16 protein-coding genes, 1 tRNA gene and 1 pseudogene are annotated in these 16,358 nt (G+C 61.8%); 14 read left to right on the top strand and 4 right to left on the bottom strand.

Going from position 1 to position 16,358, the window contains the following annotated elements; genetic code table 11:
• The first annotated feature begins 8 nt into the window (after window positions 1-8).
• Window positions 9-98 (top strand) — tRNA-Ser (locus EWM63_RS04695).
• A 616-nt stretch (window positions 99-714) separates the two neighbouring features.
• Here EWM63_RS04695 and EWM63_RS04690 read toward each other — a convergent pair.
• Window positions 715-915: a hypothetical protein gene (locus EWM63_RS04690; protein WP_130185502.1), complete on the bottom strand. Its 201-nt coding sequence runs from the start codon at window positions 913-915 to the stop codon at window positions 715-717.
• A 409-nt stretch (window positions 916-1,324) separates the two neighbouring features.
• Here EWM63_RS04690 and EWM63_RS04685 point away from each other — a divergent pair, with 409 nt between their 5' ends.
• The 10 genes from EWM63_RS04685 to EWM63_RS04640 all read left to right on the top strand — a co-directional run bounded on the left by EWM63_RS04685 (window position 1,325) and on the right by EWM63_RS04640 (window position 11,924).
• Entirely contained in the window at window positions 1,325-2,443 is a 1,119-nt protein-coding gene (locus EWM63_RS04685) for a hypothetical protein (RefSeq protein WP_130185501.1), read from the top strand.
• 989 nt (window positions 2,444-3,432) lie between these two features.
• On the top strand, window positions 3,433-3,924 hold the full coding sequence (locus EWM63_RS04680) for an Hcp family type VI secretion system effector (RefSeq protein WP_130185500.1): 492 nt from the start codon (window positions 3,433-3,435) through the stop codon (window positions 3,922-3,924).
• A gap of 12 nt (window positions 3,925-3,936) precedes the next feature.
• Entirely contained in the window at window positions 3,937-4,365 is a 429-nt protein-coding gene (locus tag EWM63_RS04675; RefSeq protein ID WP_130185499.1) for a hypothetical protein, read from the top strand.
• Window positions 4,362-4,544 (top strand): hypothetical protein, encoded by a 183-nt coding sequence (locus EWM63_RS04670; RefSeq protein WP_130185498.1) that lies wholly within the window; start codon window positions 4,362-4,364, stop codon window positions 4,542-4,544. The genes EWM63_RS04675 and EWM63_RS04670 overlap by 4 nt, the downstream gene beginning before the upstream one ends.
• A 480-nt stretch (window positions 4,545-5,024) precedes the next feature.
• Complete coding sequence (locus EWM63_RS04665) at window positions 5,025-5,378, top strand: hypothetical protein (protein ID WP_130185497.1); 354 nt, start codon at window positions 5,025-5,027, stop codon at window positions 5,376-5,378.
• A gap of 94 nt (window positions 5,379-5,472) precedes the next feature.
• On the top strand, window positions 5,473-6,702 hold the full coding sequence (locus EWM63_RS04660; protein WP_130185496.1) for a TolC family protein: 1,230 nt from the start codon (window positions 5,473-5,475) through the stop codon (window positions 6,700-6,702).
• Window positions 6,699-7,256: a hypothetical protein gene (locus EWM63_RS04655; RefSeq protein WP_130185495.1), complete on the top strand. Its 558-nt coding sequence runs from the start codon at window positions 6,699-6,701 to the stop codon at window positions 7,254-7,256. The genes EWM63_RS04660 and EWM63_RS04655 overlap by 4 nt, the downstream gene beginning before the upstream one ends.
• Window positions 7,253-8,368: an efflux RND transporter periplasmic adaptor subunit gene (locus EWM63_RS04650; protein ID WP_130185494.1), complete on the top strand. Its 1,116-nt coding sequence runs from the start codon at window positions 7,253-7,255 to the stop codon at window positions 8,366-8,368. Before EWM63_RS04655 ends, EWM63_RS04650 begins: the two co-directional genes overlap by 4 nt.
• A gap of 4 nt (window positions 8,369-8,372) precedes the next feature.
• Window positions 8,373-11,468, top strand: coding sequence for an efflux RND transporter permease subunit (locus tag EWM63_RS04645; protein ID WP_130185493.1), 3,096 nt, complete (start codon window positions 8,373-8,375; stop codon window positions 11,466-11,468).
• 81 nt (window positions 11,469-11,549) lie between these two features.
• Window positions 11,550-11,924 (top strand): hypothetical protein, encoded by a 375-nt coding sequence (locus EWM63_RS04640; RefSeq protein WP_130185492.1) that lies wholly within the window; start codon window positions 11,550-11,552, stop codon window positions 11,922-11,924.
• A 608-nt stretch (window positions 11,925-12,532) separates the two neighbouring features.
• Here EWM63_RS04640 and EWM63_RS04635 read toward each other — a convergent pair.
• On the bottom strand, window positions 12,533-12,790 hold the full coding sequence (locus EWM63_RS04635; protein ID WP_130185491.1) for a hypothetical protein: 258 nt from the start codon (window positions 12,788-12,790) through the stop codon (window positions 12,533-12,535).
• Between the two features lie 60 nt (window positions 12,791-12,850).
• On the opposite strand from EWM63_RS04635, the gene EWM63_RS04630 reads away from it, so the two are divergent.
• Together EWM63_RS04630 and EWM63_RS04625 are read left to right on the top strand one after the other, a co-directional pair.
• Entirely contained in the window at window positions 12,851-13,141 is a 291-nt protein-coding gene (locus EWM63_RS04630; RefSeq protein WP_130185490.1) for an ATP-binding protein, read from the top strand.
• Window positions 13,138-13,911, top strand: coding sequence for a LytR/AlgR family response regulator transcription factor (locus EWM63_RS04625; RefSeq protein WP_130185489.1), 774 nt, complete (start codon window positions 13,138-13,140; stop codon window positions 13,909-13,911). The genes EWM63_RS04630 and EWM63_RS04625 overlap by 4 nt, the downstream gene beginning before the upstream one ends.
• Before the next feature lie 36 nt (window positions 13,912-13,947).
• On the opposite strand, the gene EWM63_RS04620 is transcribed toward EWM63_RS04625, so the two are convergent.
• Both EWM63_RS04620 and EWM63_RS04615 read right to left on the bottom strand, forming a co-directional pair.
• Complete coding sequence (locus EWM63_RS04620; protein ID WP_130185488.1) at window positions 13,948-14,769, bottom strand: hypothetical protein; 822 nt, start codon at window positions 14,767-14,769, stop codon at window positions 13,948-13,950.
• Between the two features lie 118 nt (window positions 14,770-14,887).
• Entirely contained in the window at window positions 14,888-15,328 is a 441-nt protein-coding gene (locus EWM63_RS04615) for an Rrf2 family transcriptional regulator (RefSeq protein WP_130185487.1), read from the bottom strand.
• A 100-nt stretch (window positions 15,329-15,428) separates the two neighbouring features.
• On the opposite strand from EWM63_RS04615, the pseudogene EWM63_RS04610 reads away from it, so the two are divergent.
• Window positions 15,429-16,333: pseudogene (locus EWM63_RS04610) on the top strand (NAD(P)/FAD-dependent oxidoreductase).
• Window positions 16,334-16,358 lie beyond the last annotated feature (25 nt).

The raw sequence follows: 16,358 nt of genomic DNA, 5'->3' as shown, positions 1-16,358 counted from the left end.
AGTCAGAAGGAAGCGTGGCCGAGTGGTTGAAGGCAGCAGTCTTGAAAACTGCCGACGGTGTGAGCCGTTCGTGAGTTCGAATCTCACCGCTTCCGCCAGAATGAAAAAAAAAAGACCGCCGCGAGGCGGTTTTTTCGTTTGGAATTCTGGCAGAAGCGAGGAGGGCACCTGCGTGCCCTCCGTGTGAGATTCGAAGGGCGTACGCTTGCAAGCGTAGCCCTGTCCGAATCGCCCATTTGTCGTTGAGACGGGATTTCCGCTTTGCGGAAATTCCGCCTCAACGGCCTCGCGCGCCAGGGGCGCGCTCGTTCCCTCCGTTTCAATGCGCCGGTTGACGCCGGCTAGTCGGCGGCGGTCTGCCGCAAAAGCGACGCAGCGGAGCCGCTGAGCGCTTCTCTTTACGACCTGAGATAGGCATGCAGCCGCAAATCATGGTCTTGTGGGAGCAGGTGATTATAGTTTCTCTGCATGGCAACACCTTAATGCATGAGGGTGTTGCATTTGATTCTTGAAAGCGGGCTGCCTTTGCGCTGGATGTGCATTACGCCACTAATCTGCGCTTATCGACAGCTTGTAGCCGAAATGGACTTGCCATGCTTCTTCGTCCAGCGTGCGTCTTGATCATTCTGCCACTGCTTTGGTGACGACTACTCGGCGGGCATGGCGTTGTCGCCTGCTACCGTCGCATTCCTTGCTCAGGGACTGTTTGGACACCTAGACGATGTAAGTATTGACCATTTGGCCGCCACGGGAGAAATAGCGATGCCGTGCATACTGCCGATTGACGGCATCAAAGACGCGCCGGCTCGCGCCGATTTTAATCCGGCGCTCCTTAAATTCCAGATTGTGGTGAAGTTCGGAATTTAGCTCGATCACACAGCCTGCAAAGCGTTGGAAGCTCAAGCGATCGAGCAACTGGAATTACCTCCACATGCCGGAGAGATTAATAGCGGCTCAATCCGCAGAGTCTGTACCATGACTTCGGTTGGGAATCGCGACCGTCCGCCGCGCTCGTGACTGGACCTTGGTACTGCTTCAACGACGGCTGCAGCCATCGTTGGCAATTCGACATGCTACTCAAGTATTTGGAGAGCGTTGCTAAGCGTCGTCAGCTTCGCCTCGCGCTCCTGAGCAGCAATCAGGTCCGTTCTCATCATGGAATAGTGGTCAAGTGCAATGCGCCGACGTCATGCCATTGACGCAAAGGTTTTTGCAACTATACGAGGTAATGCGAGCAGAGTGGCCTGCCCTAGTGCTCTTGTGTTTTTGGAAGGCATGCTAAATAGAGCAGGAGGGCAGGAACTCGTCAGCTAAGCACATACTCTTGCAGCAAGAAACGCCCTTCGAAGCGGTGAAGTATAGTATCAGTACGGCAACGACCACATCTATCATGATTTCTTCACTGCAACAAATTATTGATTTTGACGGTTCCTTAGTTACCGCTACGGGACAACATACCCCTGCCACCTGTAAAGTTGTATTGCCCGATGCAACATGGCAACCAGTTAATATATCGATAAGCCTCTCTCAGTCGGGTCGAATAGTAGACTTGGAAACGCCATTTTCATTAAGTGGTAAAGACCGATATGGGAGAAAGATAAGTATCACAGACATACACTATCACGAAATAAACTTTGAATTAAATCGGCATACCGGGCTGGCTGAAATGAACATTCAGCTTATTGGTGAAATTGAGGTAATTCATGGCGTCCGAGTGACGCAAGGTGAAAGGAAAGTAAATTTTTCCATAAGTGATGCAATTTACCTTAGAATGGCTAAGGCTGCATCTGTTGACTTTAAACCTGAAACGCAGGTTGAGGACCTTTTCTCGCTTACATTGCCTGAAGTAGGAAGTGCGAATTTTCTAAGGCAATGGCGGTTCTGGAGAAACGCTGATAACGTGACGTCAAAGGGAGGCTGCAGTTTCATCTTGGAGCTTGCAGATGCTTCCAAAGTGCCAGACTTAGCCGCAGCGGCAGCGGCAGCGGTGCTGAGACGGGCTCTTGTTGTGCCATCGATCTTCATACGCCAGAGAATCGCGGTCAACGGTTGGGAGGAGCAGGGAAGCAGCACGGTTGAAGTAATCCGGCAGCCCCTCATGCCAATCACGCCTAAATCGTATGCGATTGAGCCGAATAAACATATTGTCGACAAACCTCGGCTCATGAAAGTTGCGGAGCAAGCATGTCTGAATTTTTCTGGGCTGAGCGAATCTCTTAAAGGTACTATAGAGAAGATTTCAATGGGTCTGGTCCCCTATATAAACCTCAATTACGAAGAGCGGTTTCGAGCGATGTTTTATGGGCTGGAGAGTTGCAGAAAATACGCGGGTAAGAAGCCGTCTGATGAAGTGATTCAGGCAAAAAATGAAGTCCTAGCAGCGTTGAAGGAAGCAAAAAAAATACTGACGGGTCTGCTGCAGAGCGCATCCAAGGTTTTATAAAAAGTGTTGAGGCTGGACCGCAAGTTGACTTGAGAATACAGCTTGATGAGGTATTGAAGAAATGGGAGGTTGTTACATACGATCTTTGGCCAATCCATGGTAGCGACACTGAGCCTGGACTCAAGAACATCCGAGATAAGTTGTCTCACTCGGGCGGAACTGCAGTAAATGGGGATAGCCTTGTGATCGCTACCTATCATCTCAGTATCCTAGTTGAAAGGATCGTGTTAGCAATTCTTGAGATACCGCTTGACGAAACGGAGATCTCGGTCGCGCGACTACGAAGTGATCCTTGGTGTACAAGGGCGGCATTGCAAGAAGCTCGACGCGGGACGTTTAAGGTGGATTAAGCAGGATAAAGGATTTTTTTAGGACATGTTTGTGGCGTGCGTTGGTTGTGTTGTGGGTGTTATCAAGCGTTCATGCGGGTTTCGAGAGTTTGTTAAGCTGCCGCCGCTTCCGCCAGAATGAAAAACAAAAGACCGCCGCGAGGCGGTTTTTTCGTTTGAATTCTGGCAGAAGCGAGGAGGGCACCTGCGTGCCCTCCGTGTGAGATTCGAAGGGCGTACGCTTGCAAGCGTAGCCCTGTCCGAATCGCCCATTTGTCGTTGAGACGGGATTTCCGCTTTGCGGAAATTCCGCCTCAACGGCCTCGCGCGCCAAGGGCGCGCTCGTTCACTCCGTTTCAATGCGCCGGTTGACGCCGGCTAGCCGGCGGCGGTCCGCTGGAAAGCGACGCGGCGGAGCCGCGGATCGCTTCGCTGAACACGATCAACTAGCCGGATTCAAGCAGGTGCTAACTCAAGACAGTAAGGCCCTCAGCTCACGTGATTCATCGCTTGGCCGAGCAGTCGCTTCGATATTCCGCAAGCTCTTGCACTCAATAAGTCCTATTCATTGATTTTCCTCGTGGACCATTCTGCCTGAAGCCAAGCCGCCTCCTGTTCAGCCGGAAAATAATCCTTGTTGAACATACAACGGAAGGCATCATGGCAAACGACGCATACTTGCAGATTGACGGAATCAAGGGAGAATCTGCGGATCAGAAGCACAAGGAATGGATAGAGGTATGTAACGTACTTTACGCGATCCATCAGCCGAGAGTCACTGTGGAATCGACTGGTGGAGGGCATACAAGTGGTAGAGCTGAGCTTTACCCTATTTCCTTTCAAAAGCTCGCCGACCTAGCCTCTCCTGTTCTACTACAGACTTGCGCAACCGGTAAAACTCTACCAAGGGCGATTCTAGAGTTCATGAGGGCAGATGGCAATGGCAATCCCATCCCTTATTTTCGGATCGAGCTGGAAAACCTTATGATTGCGAGTATCACGCCTGACAGTGGAGAGAGCGGAATCATTAGCGAACGGGTTCAGCTAGCATATGCAAAAATAAAGTGGAACTACATACGCCAGTCCATCAGTGGCGGAGCACAAGGTAACACGTCCGGTGGCTGGGATTGCTCAGCCAATCGAGTTTGCTAATCGGAGGACTGCATGACGCAACCATATAATGGTGCTCAAATGTTGGTCTGCCCAGTCGAAACGGCAGACTTCCAGCACACTTGCGCTGTCGTCGTGTCAGGCGATGGCATCAACGCATGTGGGCATACGCTGCTGCACATCGGTGGCCACTGGAGTTGGTATGTCCATATCGCTGGTTTTTACAAGGTGCCCAAATTCATGAACGGAGACGGCTACAAGCGTTATTTGAAAGAGAACGGAAAACGCGAAATTCGCCGCTGGCCTGTCAAGCTCCCTAATCCCCAGGGAGCCCACGATAAATTGCATGAACTGATAGAGAAGCCATGGTTATGGGGCATCATCGCTAATAACTGCGCATCCTTTGTAGAGGAAGTTGTGCAGGCCGGTGGCAATAAGGCCGGCGTTTACCTGAATTGCCCTGTTGCGGAACCATTCGCATGAAAAGAACACTCATTTCATTTGGCGTTGCTTTCTTGGTGGTTGTGATTGTTTATATTTCCATACTTTTTTTTGATCCTGGAATGAATGTTGAAAAGGCGTTTAATATCATTGTCCTTTCATTCATCGGATCGGCGGTTCTTGCAGCACTGGTGTTGAGGCTACGACGCCGGCGTCGCTAGTTGCGATTGATCGAACCAGCGCAAGGGCAGGAGTCTGTCAGATTTTCTGTCTGGAACGGGGTCATGAAATAGTCCTGATAGGACTGTTCCATGACCGACGTAATAACCTTGGCTATACTTAGGAAACAGAAAGCAGCGTACCCGCTCCTGAGTTGATCGACCAGTTGCTAGCCCAGGTTGAAAACAACGGCGCCGAGTCGGACCTTCGCAAACACGTCTTGCCAGGCGAACTCAAGAGGTGCTGGCCGGCCACATGCTGTCGGCCGAACTGAGCCATCATCTGGCAAATGAAGGCGAAGGCAGCAAGAATCACCGTAACGACTGAAGCCCGACGAGGTCCCGGCGCCCGCTAGTAAGCTCAACTTGGCTATCCCGCGCGATCGTCTGCCGAGCTTCGAGCCCAAGCATGTGTCCAAGCATCACCGACACATATCGCACCTCCGCCTGCTGCTATAATCGGCAGCTCCCAAGGACCCGATCGTGCGCCACCTGCTCTGTATCCTGCTAATGCTGTGCCTGCCTCTGCAAAGCTTCGCGCTGCAGTGGGAGCACGTGCTTGCCGGCGAAACGACGCTGGCACACGAAATCGAGCACGACGAACACGTCCCGCATCACCACGATGACGACGGCGATGTCCATTACGACAATTCCGACGAGTCGGCCAAGCACGTGCAGGACCACACCTGTTCACCGCAGCCAGCCGCCATCCCGCTGGCGTCGGAGGCCGTGCTGCCGACACAACTGATTTCCATCGTCCGTCCGGACGGTCCGGCCCCGATGCCGGATCCCTTGCTGGACTGTCCACAACGTCCACCTTCCGCATCCCTCGGCTGAGCCGCCGGGGGAATATCGCACAGTCATCCAGCGCGGCATAGCCGCGCCCAGTGCGCTTCCTTTGGCGATGAGTTAACTCACCCAAGGAATCTTGATGCGTATATCACGCTTGCCCCTTTATCTGGCGGCCGCTGCCTGCATGCTGCCGCCCCTGTCGAGCGCGCAGGACACGCTCGCCGCATCCGCCACGCCAACGTTGCACGCGCTGGTCGAAGCCGCCTGGCAGCGCTCGCCGCTGGCCCGTACCCTGGCCGCCCGCCAGCAGGAAACCGCCGCTGCACGCGAGGTCGCCGCGTCGTGGCTGGCCGCCGCCCCGACGCTCGGTGTATTGGACCGTTCCGACCGGTGGACCGACCAGCGCAACGCCCGCGAGACGGAACTGTCCCTGTCGGCCCCCATCGTGCTGCCTGGACAGCACTGCGCGCGCCGCCAGCTGGCCGAACGGGCTGGCGACGAGCTCGACGCCCAGCTGCTGCAGGCCCGGCTCGCTATTGCCGAAGAAGTGCGCAACCGGCTGTGGGAAGCGGCGGCTGCCCGCGAAGTGCTGGCCGAAAAGAACGACCATCTGCACCATCTGGAAGAACTGGCGGCCGATGTCGACCGCCGTGTCAAGGCGGGCGACCTGGCCCGCAGTGATGGTTTGCTGGCAAGGCAGGAAGTGCTGGCGGCCACCACGGATCTCGCCCTGGCGCGTGGCCGTGCCGGCGAGGCGCTGGCCCGTTTTCGCCTTGTCACAGGCGCGGCCACGCTCCCTGACATGGCACCCGAACCGCTGCCGGTCGACAGCAACGCAACGGACCATGCACGGCTGCGGGCGGCACAGGCTGCGGAGACGCGCGCGCGGGCGGCCGTCGCGCTGGCATCGGCCAGCCGGCAGGCACCACCGACTGTCGCGCTGTCGATGCGCCGCGAGCGCGATGGCAACGTGCTCGGCGTCGACCGCAGCATCGGCATCGCGCTGCAAATCCCGCTGTCCGGCAAGCTGCGCAACCGTCCGGCCGAAGCACTGGCAGGCACGCAACTGGCAACCGCCTCCGCCGAGCTGGCGCAAACCCAGGCCATCGTGGACACCGACCTGGCGCTCGCGCAGGACCAGCTGGCCAACGCGCGTGCCGCACTGGAGGCCGCCACCGACCGAGCCGCCGCGCTGCGCGAGCATACCGCGTTGTTCGCGCACGCGTTCCGCCAGGGCGAAAAGCCGCTGGCCGACCTGCTGCGATCCCGCGCGCTCACCCACGAAGCCGAAGTGGCCGTCCGCCAGCAGCGCGTCGCTCTGGCGCTCGCCCACGCCCAAATGAACCAAGCCTCTGGAATCCTCCCATGAAACTGTTTATTTCCCTGCTGCTCGCATTGGCCGTCGCCATGCCGGCGCACGCTGCACCGGGTGCCCATGGCCCCAATGGCGAACACCTCGATGGACCTGCCGCGGCGACAGCGTCGGGCAGCGTGCCGCGCGTCGAAACGTTCACCGAGCTGTTCGAGCTGGTCGGCCAGCTCTCGGGCGGCGAGCTGTCCGTGATGATCGACCGCTACGAGACCAATGAACCTGTCCTCGGCGGTACGCTCGAGGTGGAATACAAGAACCTCAAGGCGCGCGCCAGGTTCCATGCCGACGTGGGCGACTATGCCATCGACGACGAGAAATTCTTGAAAGCGCTGTCCGTTCCCGGCAAGCATGCACTGCTGTTCACCTTCACGGTTGGTGGCGAAAGCGATCTGCTGGAAGGCACGCTGGACGTGCCGGTCGCCGCGGCCCATGAACATGGTCACGAACAGGACCGCCGCTGGTGGTGGCTCGGCGCCTTGCCCGTGATCGCCATCCCGGCCGCGCTGATGGTGCGCGCACGGCGCCGTGGCACGAAGGAGGTGCAAGCATGAACGTCCGTCAACTGTTCACTGCGATCGCCTTTGGACTGCTCGGCATGCAATCCGTCCACGCGTCGCCCGGCGCCCACGGCCCGAACGGGGAACACCTGGACGGGCAGGCGACGACGTCCGCCATCGGGCTGGCCCGCCTGCCCGATGGCAGCGTGAATGTGCCCAAACTGGCCCAGCGCCGCATGGTGATCCGTACCATCATGGCGGTCGAAGGCGATCATCCGCAGACGGTCGAACTGAACGGCCGCGTGACCATCGACCCGAATGCCGGTGGTCGCGTGCAGGCGCCGTTCGCCGGCCGCATCGCACCGGGACCACGAGGCTTGCCGACCGCTGGCCAGGCCGTTCGCAAGGGCCAGGTGCTGGCTCGGCTGGTACCGGTGTCCAGCGCGGTCGAACGCGGCAACCAGGAAGCCACTCTGGCCGACTTGCGGGCGATGCGCGGGCTGGCCGAGCGCCGGGTCATCCGGCTCGAGTCCCTGGAAGGCACCGTGCCGGCGAAGGAAATCGACGCGGCGCGCGCCGAGCTCGCCAGTATTCTTGGCCGGGAAAAAGCGGTAGCGGGCACGGTGCGCGGCAGCGAAGCCATCGTGTCGCCAGCGGACGGCATCATCGCCAGCGCCCAGGTGCTGGCCGGGCAGATCGTTGACGCCCGCGACGTGCTGTTCGAGGTCATCGATCCCGCGCGCGCACTGGTCGAGGCGAGCACACCTGACGTTACGCTCGCATCGCGCATCGCCACGGCGACGCTGCCGGCGGCGCCCGACGCCAGGCTGGTCCTGGTCGGTGGTGGACGCAGCCTGCGCGACGGTGCCTTGCCGATCAGCTTCCGTGCCACCGGCAAGGCCTTGCCGCTGGCGGTGGGCCAGCCGGTATCGGTGCTGGCGAAGCTGCACACGACCGTCAAGGGCATCGTCTTGCCAGCCGCAGCCCTGGTGCGCAATCCAGCGAACGAAACGGTGGTGTGGATCAAGTCGGGGGCGATGCGCTTCATCGCACAGCCCGTGGAAGCGCGCCCGCTCGATGCCGGCACGATCGTCGTGACCCGCGGCCTCTCCGCGGAAAATCGCGTGGTCGTCTCCGGCGCCGCGCTGATCAACCAGATCCGGTAACGCCATGTTCAATGCAATCGTCCGTTTCAGCCTGCACAACCGGCTGCTGGTGCTGGCCGCCGCCGTGCTGCTCATGGTGTATGGCGCGTTCACGGCCCAGCGCACGCCGATCGACGTGTTCCCGGACCTGAACAAGCCGGTCGTCACCGTGCTGGCCGAGGCCGGCGGCATGGCGCCCGAGGAAGTGGAGCAGCTCGTGTCGTTCCCGCTGGAGACAAGCCTGAACGGCATGCCCGGCGTGACGCGCGTGCGCTCCGTGTCCGGCGTCGGCCTGTCGATCGTCTACGCGGAATTCGACTGGGATACCGATGTGTACCGCAACCGCCAGCTGGTGGCCGAACGGCTGTCGCTGGTGCGCGAGCAATTGCCCGCCGGCGTGAATCCGGTCATGGGGCCCGTGTCCTCCATCATGGGCGAGATCATGCTGATCGCGCTGCCGATCGACCTGGCCAGGACCGATCCGATGAAGGCGCGCGAGTATGCCGACTTCGTGCTGCGGCCACGCCTGCTGTCGATTCCCGGCGTCTCCCAGGTGATCCCGATCGGCGGCGACGTGCGCCAGCTCCGCATCGAGCCGGACACGGCCCGCATGGCCCAATACGGCATCACGCTGGGCCAGCTGACCGGTGCGCTGCAGGGCTTCGCATCGAACACGAGCGGCGGCTTCATCGACCTGAACAGCCGCGAATACCTGATCCGCAACCTGGGCCGCACCACGCGCCTGGAAGATGTGCGCGGCTTGCCGGTGGCCTATCGCAATGGCATGCCGGTGCTGCTCGAGCAGGTGGCGCAGGTGCGCTACGCGCCCGCCTTCAAGCGCGGCGACGCGGGTATGAACGGGCGCCCGGCCGTCATCGTCAGCGTGCAGAAGCAGCCCGCCGGCGACACGGTGCAGCTCACGCGCCAGATCGAAGCCGCGCTAGCCGAGCTGCGCCAGGGCCTGCCCGCCGGGCTCTCGGCGCCCGAGATCCTGTTCCGGCAGGCGAGCTTCATCGAATCGTCGATCGGCAACGTGGTCGAGGCATTGCGCGATGGCGCCATCCTTGTCGCGGTCATCCTGTTCGCTTTCCTGCTGAGCGCCCGCAGCACTGTCATCTCGCTGGTCGCGATCCCGCTGTCGCTGGCCGTCACGGCGCTGGCCTTTCACCTGCTGGGGCAATCGATCAATGTGATGACGCTGGGCGGCCTGGCGATCGCGATCGGCGAGCTGGTCGATGATGCCGTGGTCGATGTCGAGAACATCCTGCGCCGCTTGCGGCAGCGGCCGGAAGGCACGTCCGTGCTGGAGACGATCTGGCACGCCTCGGTCGAGGTGCGATCCGGCATCGTCTACGCGACGGTGATCGTGGTACTGGTGTTCGTGCCGCTGTTCGCCCTGCCCGGCATCGAAGGCCGGTTGTTCGCGCCCCTGGGCATTGCCTATATCACGTCGATCCTGGCGTCGATGCTCGTATCGATGACGGTCACGCCAGTGCTGTCGATGGTCCTGCTGCCGCGCATGAAGCGCTTGCGGCATGGCGACAGCCCGCTGGTGCGCTGGCTCAAGCGGCACGATGAACGGCTGCTGCACTGGTCGCTGCCGCGCGCGCGCGGCGTGCTGGCCATCGCCGTCATCGCCGTGGTCGCCGCTGCGGCGTCAGTGCCATTTTTCCCGCGCACCTTCCTGCCTGCGTTCAACGAGGGATCGCTGGTGATGGGCATGACGTTCGCGCCCGGCACGTCGCTGGCGGAAGCAAACCGGATGGGCGCACTGGCCGAAACCCTGATCGGGCAGGTGCCGGAAGTCGTCAAGGTGGGCCGCCGCACCGGCCGTGCGGAACTCGACGAACATGCCGAAGGCGTGCACTCGTCGGAGATCGACGTGGACCTGAAACCCTCGGAGCGCTCGCGCGAACAGGTGATGGCGGCGATCCGCTCGCAACTGTCGGTCATCCCGGCATCGGTGGCCATCGGGCAGCCGATCTCGCACCGCCTCGATCACCTGCTGTCGGGCGTGCGCGCGCAGGTCGCGCTGAAGATCTACGGCGACGACATCGACACGCTGCGCGGCCTGGCCGAAACGCTGCGCACGCGGCTGGCCGGTGTGCCCGGGCTGGTCGACCTGTCCGTGGAGCGCCAGGTGCTGATCCCGCAGATCAAGATCCGCGTCGACTATCGCAAGGCAGCACAGGTGGGCCTTTCGGCGGGGCAGGTGCTCGCTGCGATCGAGGCCCTGTCCGAGGGCACGAAGGCGACGCAGGTGATCGATGGCGCCCGTCGCCATGATCTGGTCGTGCGGCTGGCCGACGCGCAGCGCACGCCGCAAGACCTGGAACGCCTGATGCTGGACACGCCGGCTGGCCGGCTGCCGCTGTCGTCGATCGCCACGGTCGAAGAAGGCGATGGCCCGAACCAGATCGGCCGGGAGAATGGCCGGCGCCGTATCGTGGTGTACGCGAACACGGATGGCGCCAGCATGTCGCGCATCATCGGCGACGTGCGCAACGCGGTTGCGGCCACGCCACTGCCAGGCGGCTATTTCATCAGCATCGAAGGCCAGTTCCAGGCGCAGGAAGCGGCACAGCGGCTGATCGTCGGCCTGTCGCTTGCCTCGCTGTCACTGGTGTTCCTGGTGCTGTACACGCGCTATCGTTCCACCATTCTGGCGGCCGTCATCATGGCCAACATCCCCTTTGCACTGGTGGGCAGCGTGGTGGCGATGTGGCTGGCCGGGGTGTCGCTGTCGGTCGCATCGATGGTGGGCTTTATCACGCTGGCCGGGATCGCCACGCGCAACGGCATTTTGAAGATCAGCCACTACATCAACCTGTGCAAGTTCGAAGGCATGTCCTTCGGCTGGCCGATGATCGTGCGCGGGTCGCTGGAACGGCTGACGCCTGTGCTGATGACGGCACTCGTCGCGGCGTTCGCGCTGGTGCCATTGCTGCTGGCGGCCGATGCGCCGGGCAAGGAAATCCTGCACCCGGTGGCGGTGGTGATCTTCGGCGGCCTGGTCAGCTCGACGCTGCTCGATTCGCTGCTGACGCCACTGATCTTCTGGCTGGTCGGCAGGAAGCCGCTGGAAGCCGTGCTGGCACGCAGCGGCGCGGAAAGTTATTGAAACAGGGTCCGGCGGTGGCGCCCACTGTGAAGGCCGCCGCATTACATCACTTGATGATCACTTAACGCAATGGAGCATGCAATGAAAAAAATCGCAGCAATGATGGTACTGGGCCTGGCAATGGCCGCCGGCGCACCGGCAATCGCCCACGAGAGTCCGGCCAAGCACGGCGGCATCGTCAAGAGCGCGGGCGATCTGTCGTTTGAGCTGGTCAACAAGGAAGGCAAGATCACGATCCATGTGGACGACCATGGCCAGCCCGTGACGACGGCGGGCGCCACCGGCACGCTGACAGTGCTGAAGGGCACGCAGAAGTCAGAGACGACGCTGGTCGCCGGCGCCGGCAACACGCTGGTGGCAAAGGATGACGTGAAGCTCGAAGCCGGCAACAAGGTCATGACCCGGGTGACACTGCCGAACAAGCCTGCCGTCAGCGTTCGTTTCGCGATCAAGTAAGGACGCTTGACACAACCTTCATGGCGCGCTGCACCGTTTCGCCGCACAGGCGTACGGCCTTCGACGGCGCGCCTTGCCCGGAGGTTTGCCGGGTGTTCCCAGCCGCTCATCCAGGAGCGTGCACGGCGGACTGGAAAGCATGGCGTTCGTGGCGACGAATTGAAGCGTCTTCGGGAAGGCGTGGCACGCACGGTGGACTATCTTCGCAGTGTACTGAATGTGGCGATTGCGCTGGCCCGTATGGCGGCAGATCGCAAGTTCCAGCGCGCAGGTACTTTGCCCGTGTAGCGGAGATTTGTTGAAACTGTTTGCTGAAGGCGCCTAGCGTTCGCAATGCGCTGTGCTGGAGCCTTTGCTGACCCGATACCAGCTCGAGCTGTCATGGCCGCCGCCGACATCCAATTGCTCAACGCGACCGCAGCTAATGCATGTGCGGCGCTTGTCCCACTCCAAAGTCGACATCACCCACTGATGAGCGACTGGCGTCGCACGCCTGGTTGCCCGGGGCGCTCCTGACACAAGAGCATGAAGAATTGACCTGATGGAAATCATTTTAAGTTCGCTATTGCAACAATGACCAGCAAGGGTATGGCGGTGCAATATTATAGTCAAGAAATATTTGTTTTTATCTGGCATTTCCGATTGGCGGCGGCGCATCCTTGCTGCACTGGAGCCAAAGCATCGGCAATCAGCTTAGCCCTGACAATAATTTCTGCGGCGATGCGAAAGCATTGCGCTTGCGGGATAGTGAAAAAGCCGACGCTGGCGCAGGGGAGCGTTCCCTCGTCCGCCAGATCGGACTGCTGCAGGATGTTGCGGTGCCTCGCGACCGATAGCCCACTCCATCCCGCCTCGCCGTGCTTCATCCCGGCCCAGCGTGCTTCATCCCGGCCCAGCGTGCTTCATCGCATGCCAGATGCCCCGCGATGGCCTTGCTCACGCTCGTTGAAAACGCCGTGCGCCATGGCATCGACCCCGGCGAGGAGGGCGGCAGCATCGATATCACGATCGAGCGGCGCGGCACGCGCTGTTTGGCCCGCGTCACCGATACCGGCGTCGGCTTCCATCCATCGAGCGCCCCCGGGACCGGGCTGGCCACCTTGCGGGAACGCCTCGCGCTGACCTTCGCCGGCGACGCGGAACTGCGCCTGATGCCGCGCCGGCCCCATGGCGTGTGCGCCGAAGTGGAATTTCCCGCACTGGAAAGCAAGCCATGAACCATCCGACCGCCCTCATCGCCGATGACGAGCCGCTGCTGCGCGATGCACTGGTGCGGCAGCTGGCCCAGGCCTGGCCCGAACTGCGCGTGGTGGCGCAGGCGCGCAACGGCCGCGAGGCGATGGAACAGTTCGAAGCACTGGCGCCGGATATCTGCTTCCTCGACGTGCACATGCCGGGCATCTCGGGTGTCGAAGCGGCCAGCCGGATCGGCCGCCGCGCGCACCTCGTCTTCGTGACGGCGTATGACCAGTATGCGGTGCAGGCATTCGCGCAGGGTGCGCTCGATTACCTGGTCAAGCCGGTCGAGATGGCGCGCCTGGCCGACACGGTGGCGCGCCTGCAGGAACGCCGGGCGGCCGCGCAACCCGCCGCGCAAACGGAAGCGCTGCTGCGGCAACTGGCCGCGCAATTACGGCGCGATGCGCCGCCACGGTCGCTGCACTGGATCCATGCCCAGGTGGGCCAGACCCTGCGCCTGATCCCGGCCGACCAGATCGACTACCTGCGCTCGGACACCAAGTACACGGCGGTGGCGTGGTGCGACAACGGCCAGCCGGCCGAGGCGCTCGTGCGCACGCCGCTGAAGGAGCTGCTGGCGCAGCTCGACGCCGATCATTTCGTGCAGGTGCACCGTGCGGTTGCCGTCAACCTGCGCGCCGTCAGTCACGTCACGCGCGGCGGCGAGACCGCCACCATCCACCTGCGGCATCGCGCCGAGTCATTGCCGGTCAGCCGGACATTCGTGCACCTGTTCCGGCAGATGTGATGGATGGGGCGTTCCCGGCCGGCCGGAGGAGGGGAGTCAGCGCGGCACGAGCTTGAAACTCAGCTCGACCTTCTCCGTCCACTGCGTCTCGCTTCCCGGCTTGCTGTACACCTTGGTCCCCGCATACGTCCAGGCATTGCGCCCGGGGTTGGTCACCGCCCCCAGGTGTACGACCGCGGGGAACTTCTTCATGCCGTCATAAAGCTGCTTCTCGAACGCTTCGGTGGGCTCCTGCCCCAGCTTCGGGAACAAATCGTAATCCCGCTTGAACATGAACTTCCCGTCGGACGGATTCGCCTCGAGCAGGCTGAGCCCCATCAGGTTGCCTTCGGTGCCCATTTCGGTAACGGCGCCGCTGGTATGGGTGGACTTCACGACCATGTTCCCGTCCATCGGCATATTGAACCGCAAATGGATTTCATCGCCGACGCCCAGCTTGGAGCGGGCAATCCGCAGCTCGTAGTCGCCAAGTTTGCCGGTCCACGTGCTGTCGCCGCGTGTCTTGACGATGGAATTGCTGTCCGGGTTGTCCATCGACAGCTGGCCAGTTTCCGAGATCGTCCCGCTCATCCGCATGGGCGCACCGCCTTCCGGCGTGACGTCGAGACTATCGCCGCTTTCTTCCACCTGCACGACCTGGTCGATCTTCCCCTGCAAGACCATCTTGCGGGTCAGGAAGGGCGCGCCCGACTTGCCGGCGATCGCATAATCCTCGGTGATCGACAGCGTGCCAACCAGGCGCTGCAAGGCTGGCGTCGGCGTTGAGTCGGGTGGCGCCTCGGCAGGCTCTTCGTCGGCTTTCGGGCTGCAGGCGAGCAGCATGCACGCGGCAAGGGCGGTGGCAAATACGGATTTCATAGATCCCTTCAAAGATGATCTCGACAGCCGTCATTGTATTCGCATTGCATTGTCAATAATGCATTGAGCAGTCGGCATTTGACCCGACCGCAGGCGATATTCGCGTGACAGGGCCGTGCTAGCCCTTGCGCCGCGCCTTTACCGCTTGCGCCTTGACCGTCTTCGCCAGATCAGCCAGCGTCACCCGCCCGAACCGCTCCAGCAGCATCCGCTCCGCCTCCCGCATCGCATCGCCCAGCTCCGCATTGACCGCCCGCTCGACAAGGCAATCGGCATGTTCATCCGTGGTCCCGAGCGCGAACACGGGCGGATCGCCCAGCGCGTGGTGGATGTCGAGCAGCGTGATCTCGCCCAGCGGCCGCGCTAGCGCCCAGCCGCCGCCGTGCCCCTTGCCCGACTGGACGTAACCGTGTTCGCGCAGGCCGGCCATCGTGCGGCGGACCACGACGGGATTCGTGTTCAGCATCGCGGCGATCGTTTCCGATGTGGCGGGAGCGTCCAGGCTGTCCATGTGGATCAGCACGTGGAGCATGCGGGAAAGGCGGCTGTCGTGTCTCATGCCCGGATCATAGCAAATCACTGCACACGTAACTATTGCAGTTGCATGATGTCGATTTTGCGTTATCATGTAACTCCATAAAGTACGTAAGGAGGAATCCATGTTCGATGCGATCATCGTTGGCGGCGGCTTTGCCGGCCTGTCCGCCGCCCTGCAACTGGCGCGGGCGCGCCGCAGCGTGTTGCTGGTGGATGCGGACCAGCCGCGCAACCGGTTCGCCGCCACGGCGCACGGCTTCCTGGGGCATGACGGCAAGCCGCCACGGCAGATCCGCGCGGAAGCCCGGGAGCAGTTGAAGCGCTATCCCACGGTCACGTTTGCGGACGGATCGGCCACGGCGGCCATCCAGTCGAACGGCGGCTTCGTCATCGAAATCGGCAGCGACGGTGCAGCCGGCACGCGCCAGGAAAGCGGCAGGCGGCTCGTGCTGGCAACCGGCGTGCGCGACGAGTTGCCGGCAGTGCCCGGTTTGCAGGAACGCTGGGGCCACACCGTCATCCACTGCCCGTATTGCCACGGCTACGAGGTGGCCGGGCAAACGCTGGGTATCCTGGGCGGTGACGCGATGGCCGCGCACAAGGCGGCCATGATTCCCGACTGGGGCCGGCGATCCTGTTCACGCAGGGCGTGGAACCGGAAGCGGAGCAGGCCGCACTGCTGGCGGCAAGGGGCGTGGCGATCGAACGCACGCCGGTCGTTGCACTGCTGGGCAATGCGCCGGCCCTCGACGGCGTTTGCTTGGCCGATGGCCGGGTGATCGCACTGGGCGCGCTGTTCGTTTCGCCGCGCACGACACCGGTCAGCCCGCTCGCCGGACAACTGGGCTGCGCGTTCGACGAAGGCCCGTTCGGGCCGTATGTGCGCGTCGACGAGCGCAAGGAAACGACGGTGCGGGGCGTGTTCGCGGCCGGCGACGCGGCAACGCCGATGCACAGCGCGACATTGGCATCGGCCGCCGGCGTGCTGGCCGGCGTGCACGCGCACCAGTCGCTGGTGTTCGGGTAGATCGCAGCCGGCGCAGGGGGCGCCG

Origin of the sequence: Pseudoduganella lutea, assembly GCF_004209755.1 — a bacterium.
Classification (GTDB): domain Bacteria; phylum Pseudomonadota; class Gammaproteobacteria; order Burkholderiales; family Burkholderiaceae_D; genus Rugamonas; species Rugamonas lutea.
The sequence above is the reverse complement of the archived record's forward strand: the minus strand, read 5'-3'. Positions and strand labels throughout refer to the sequence as shown.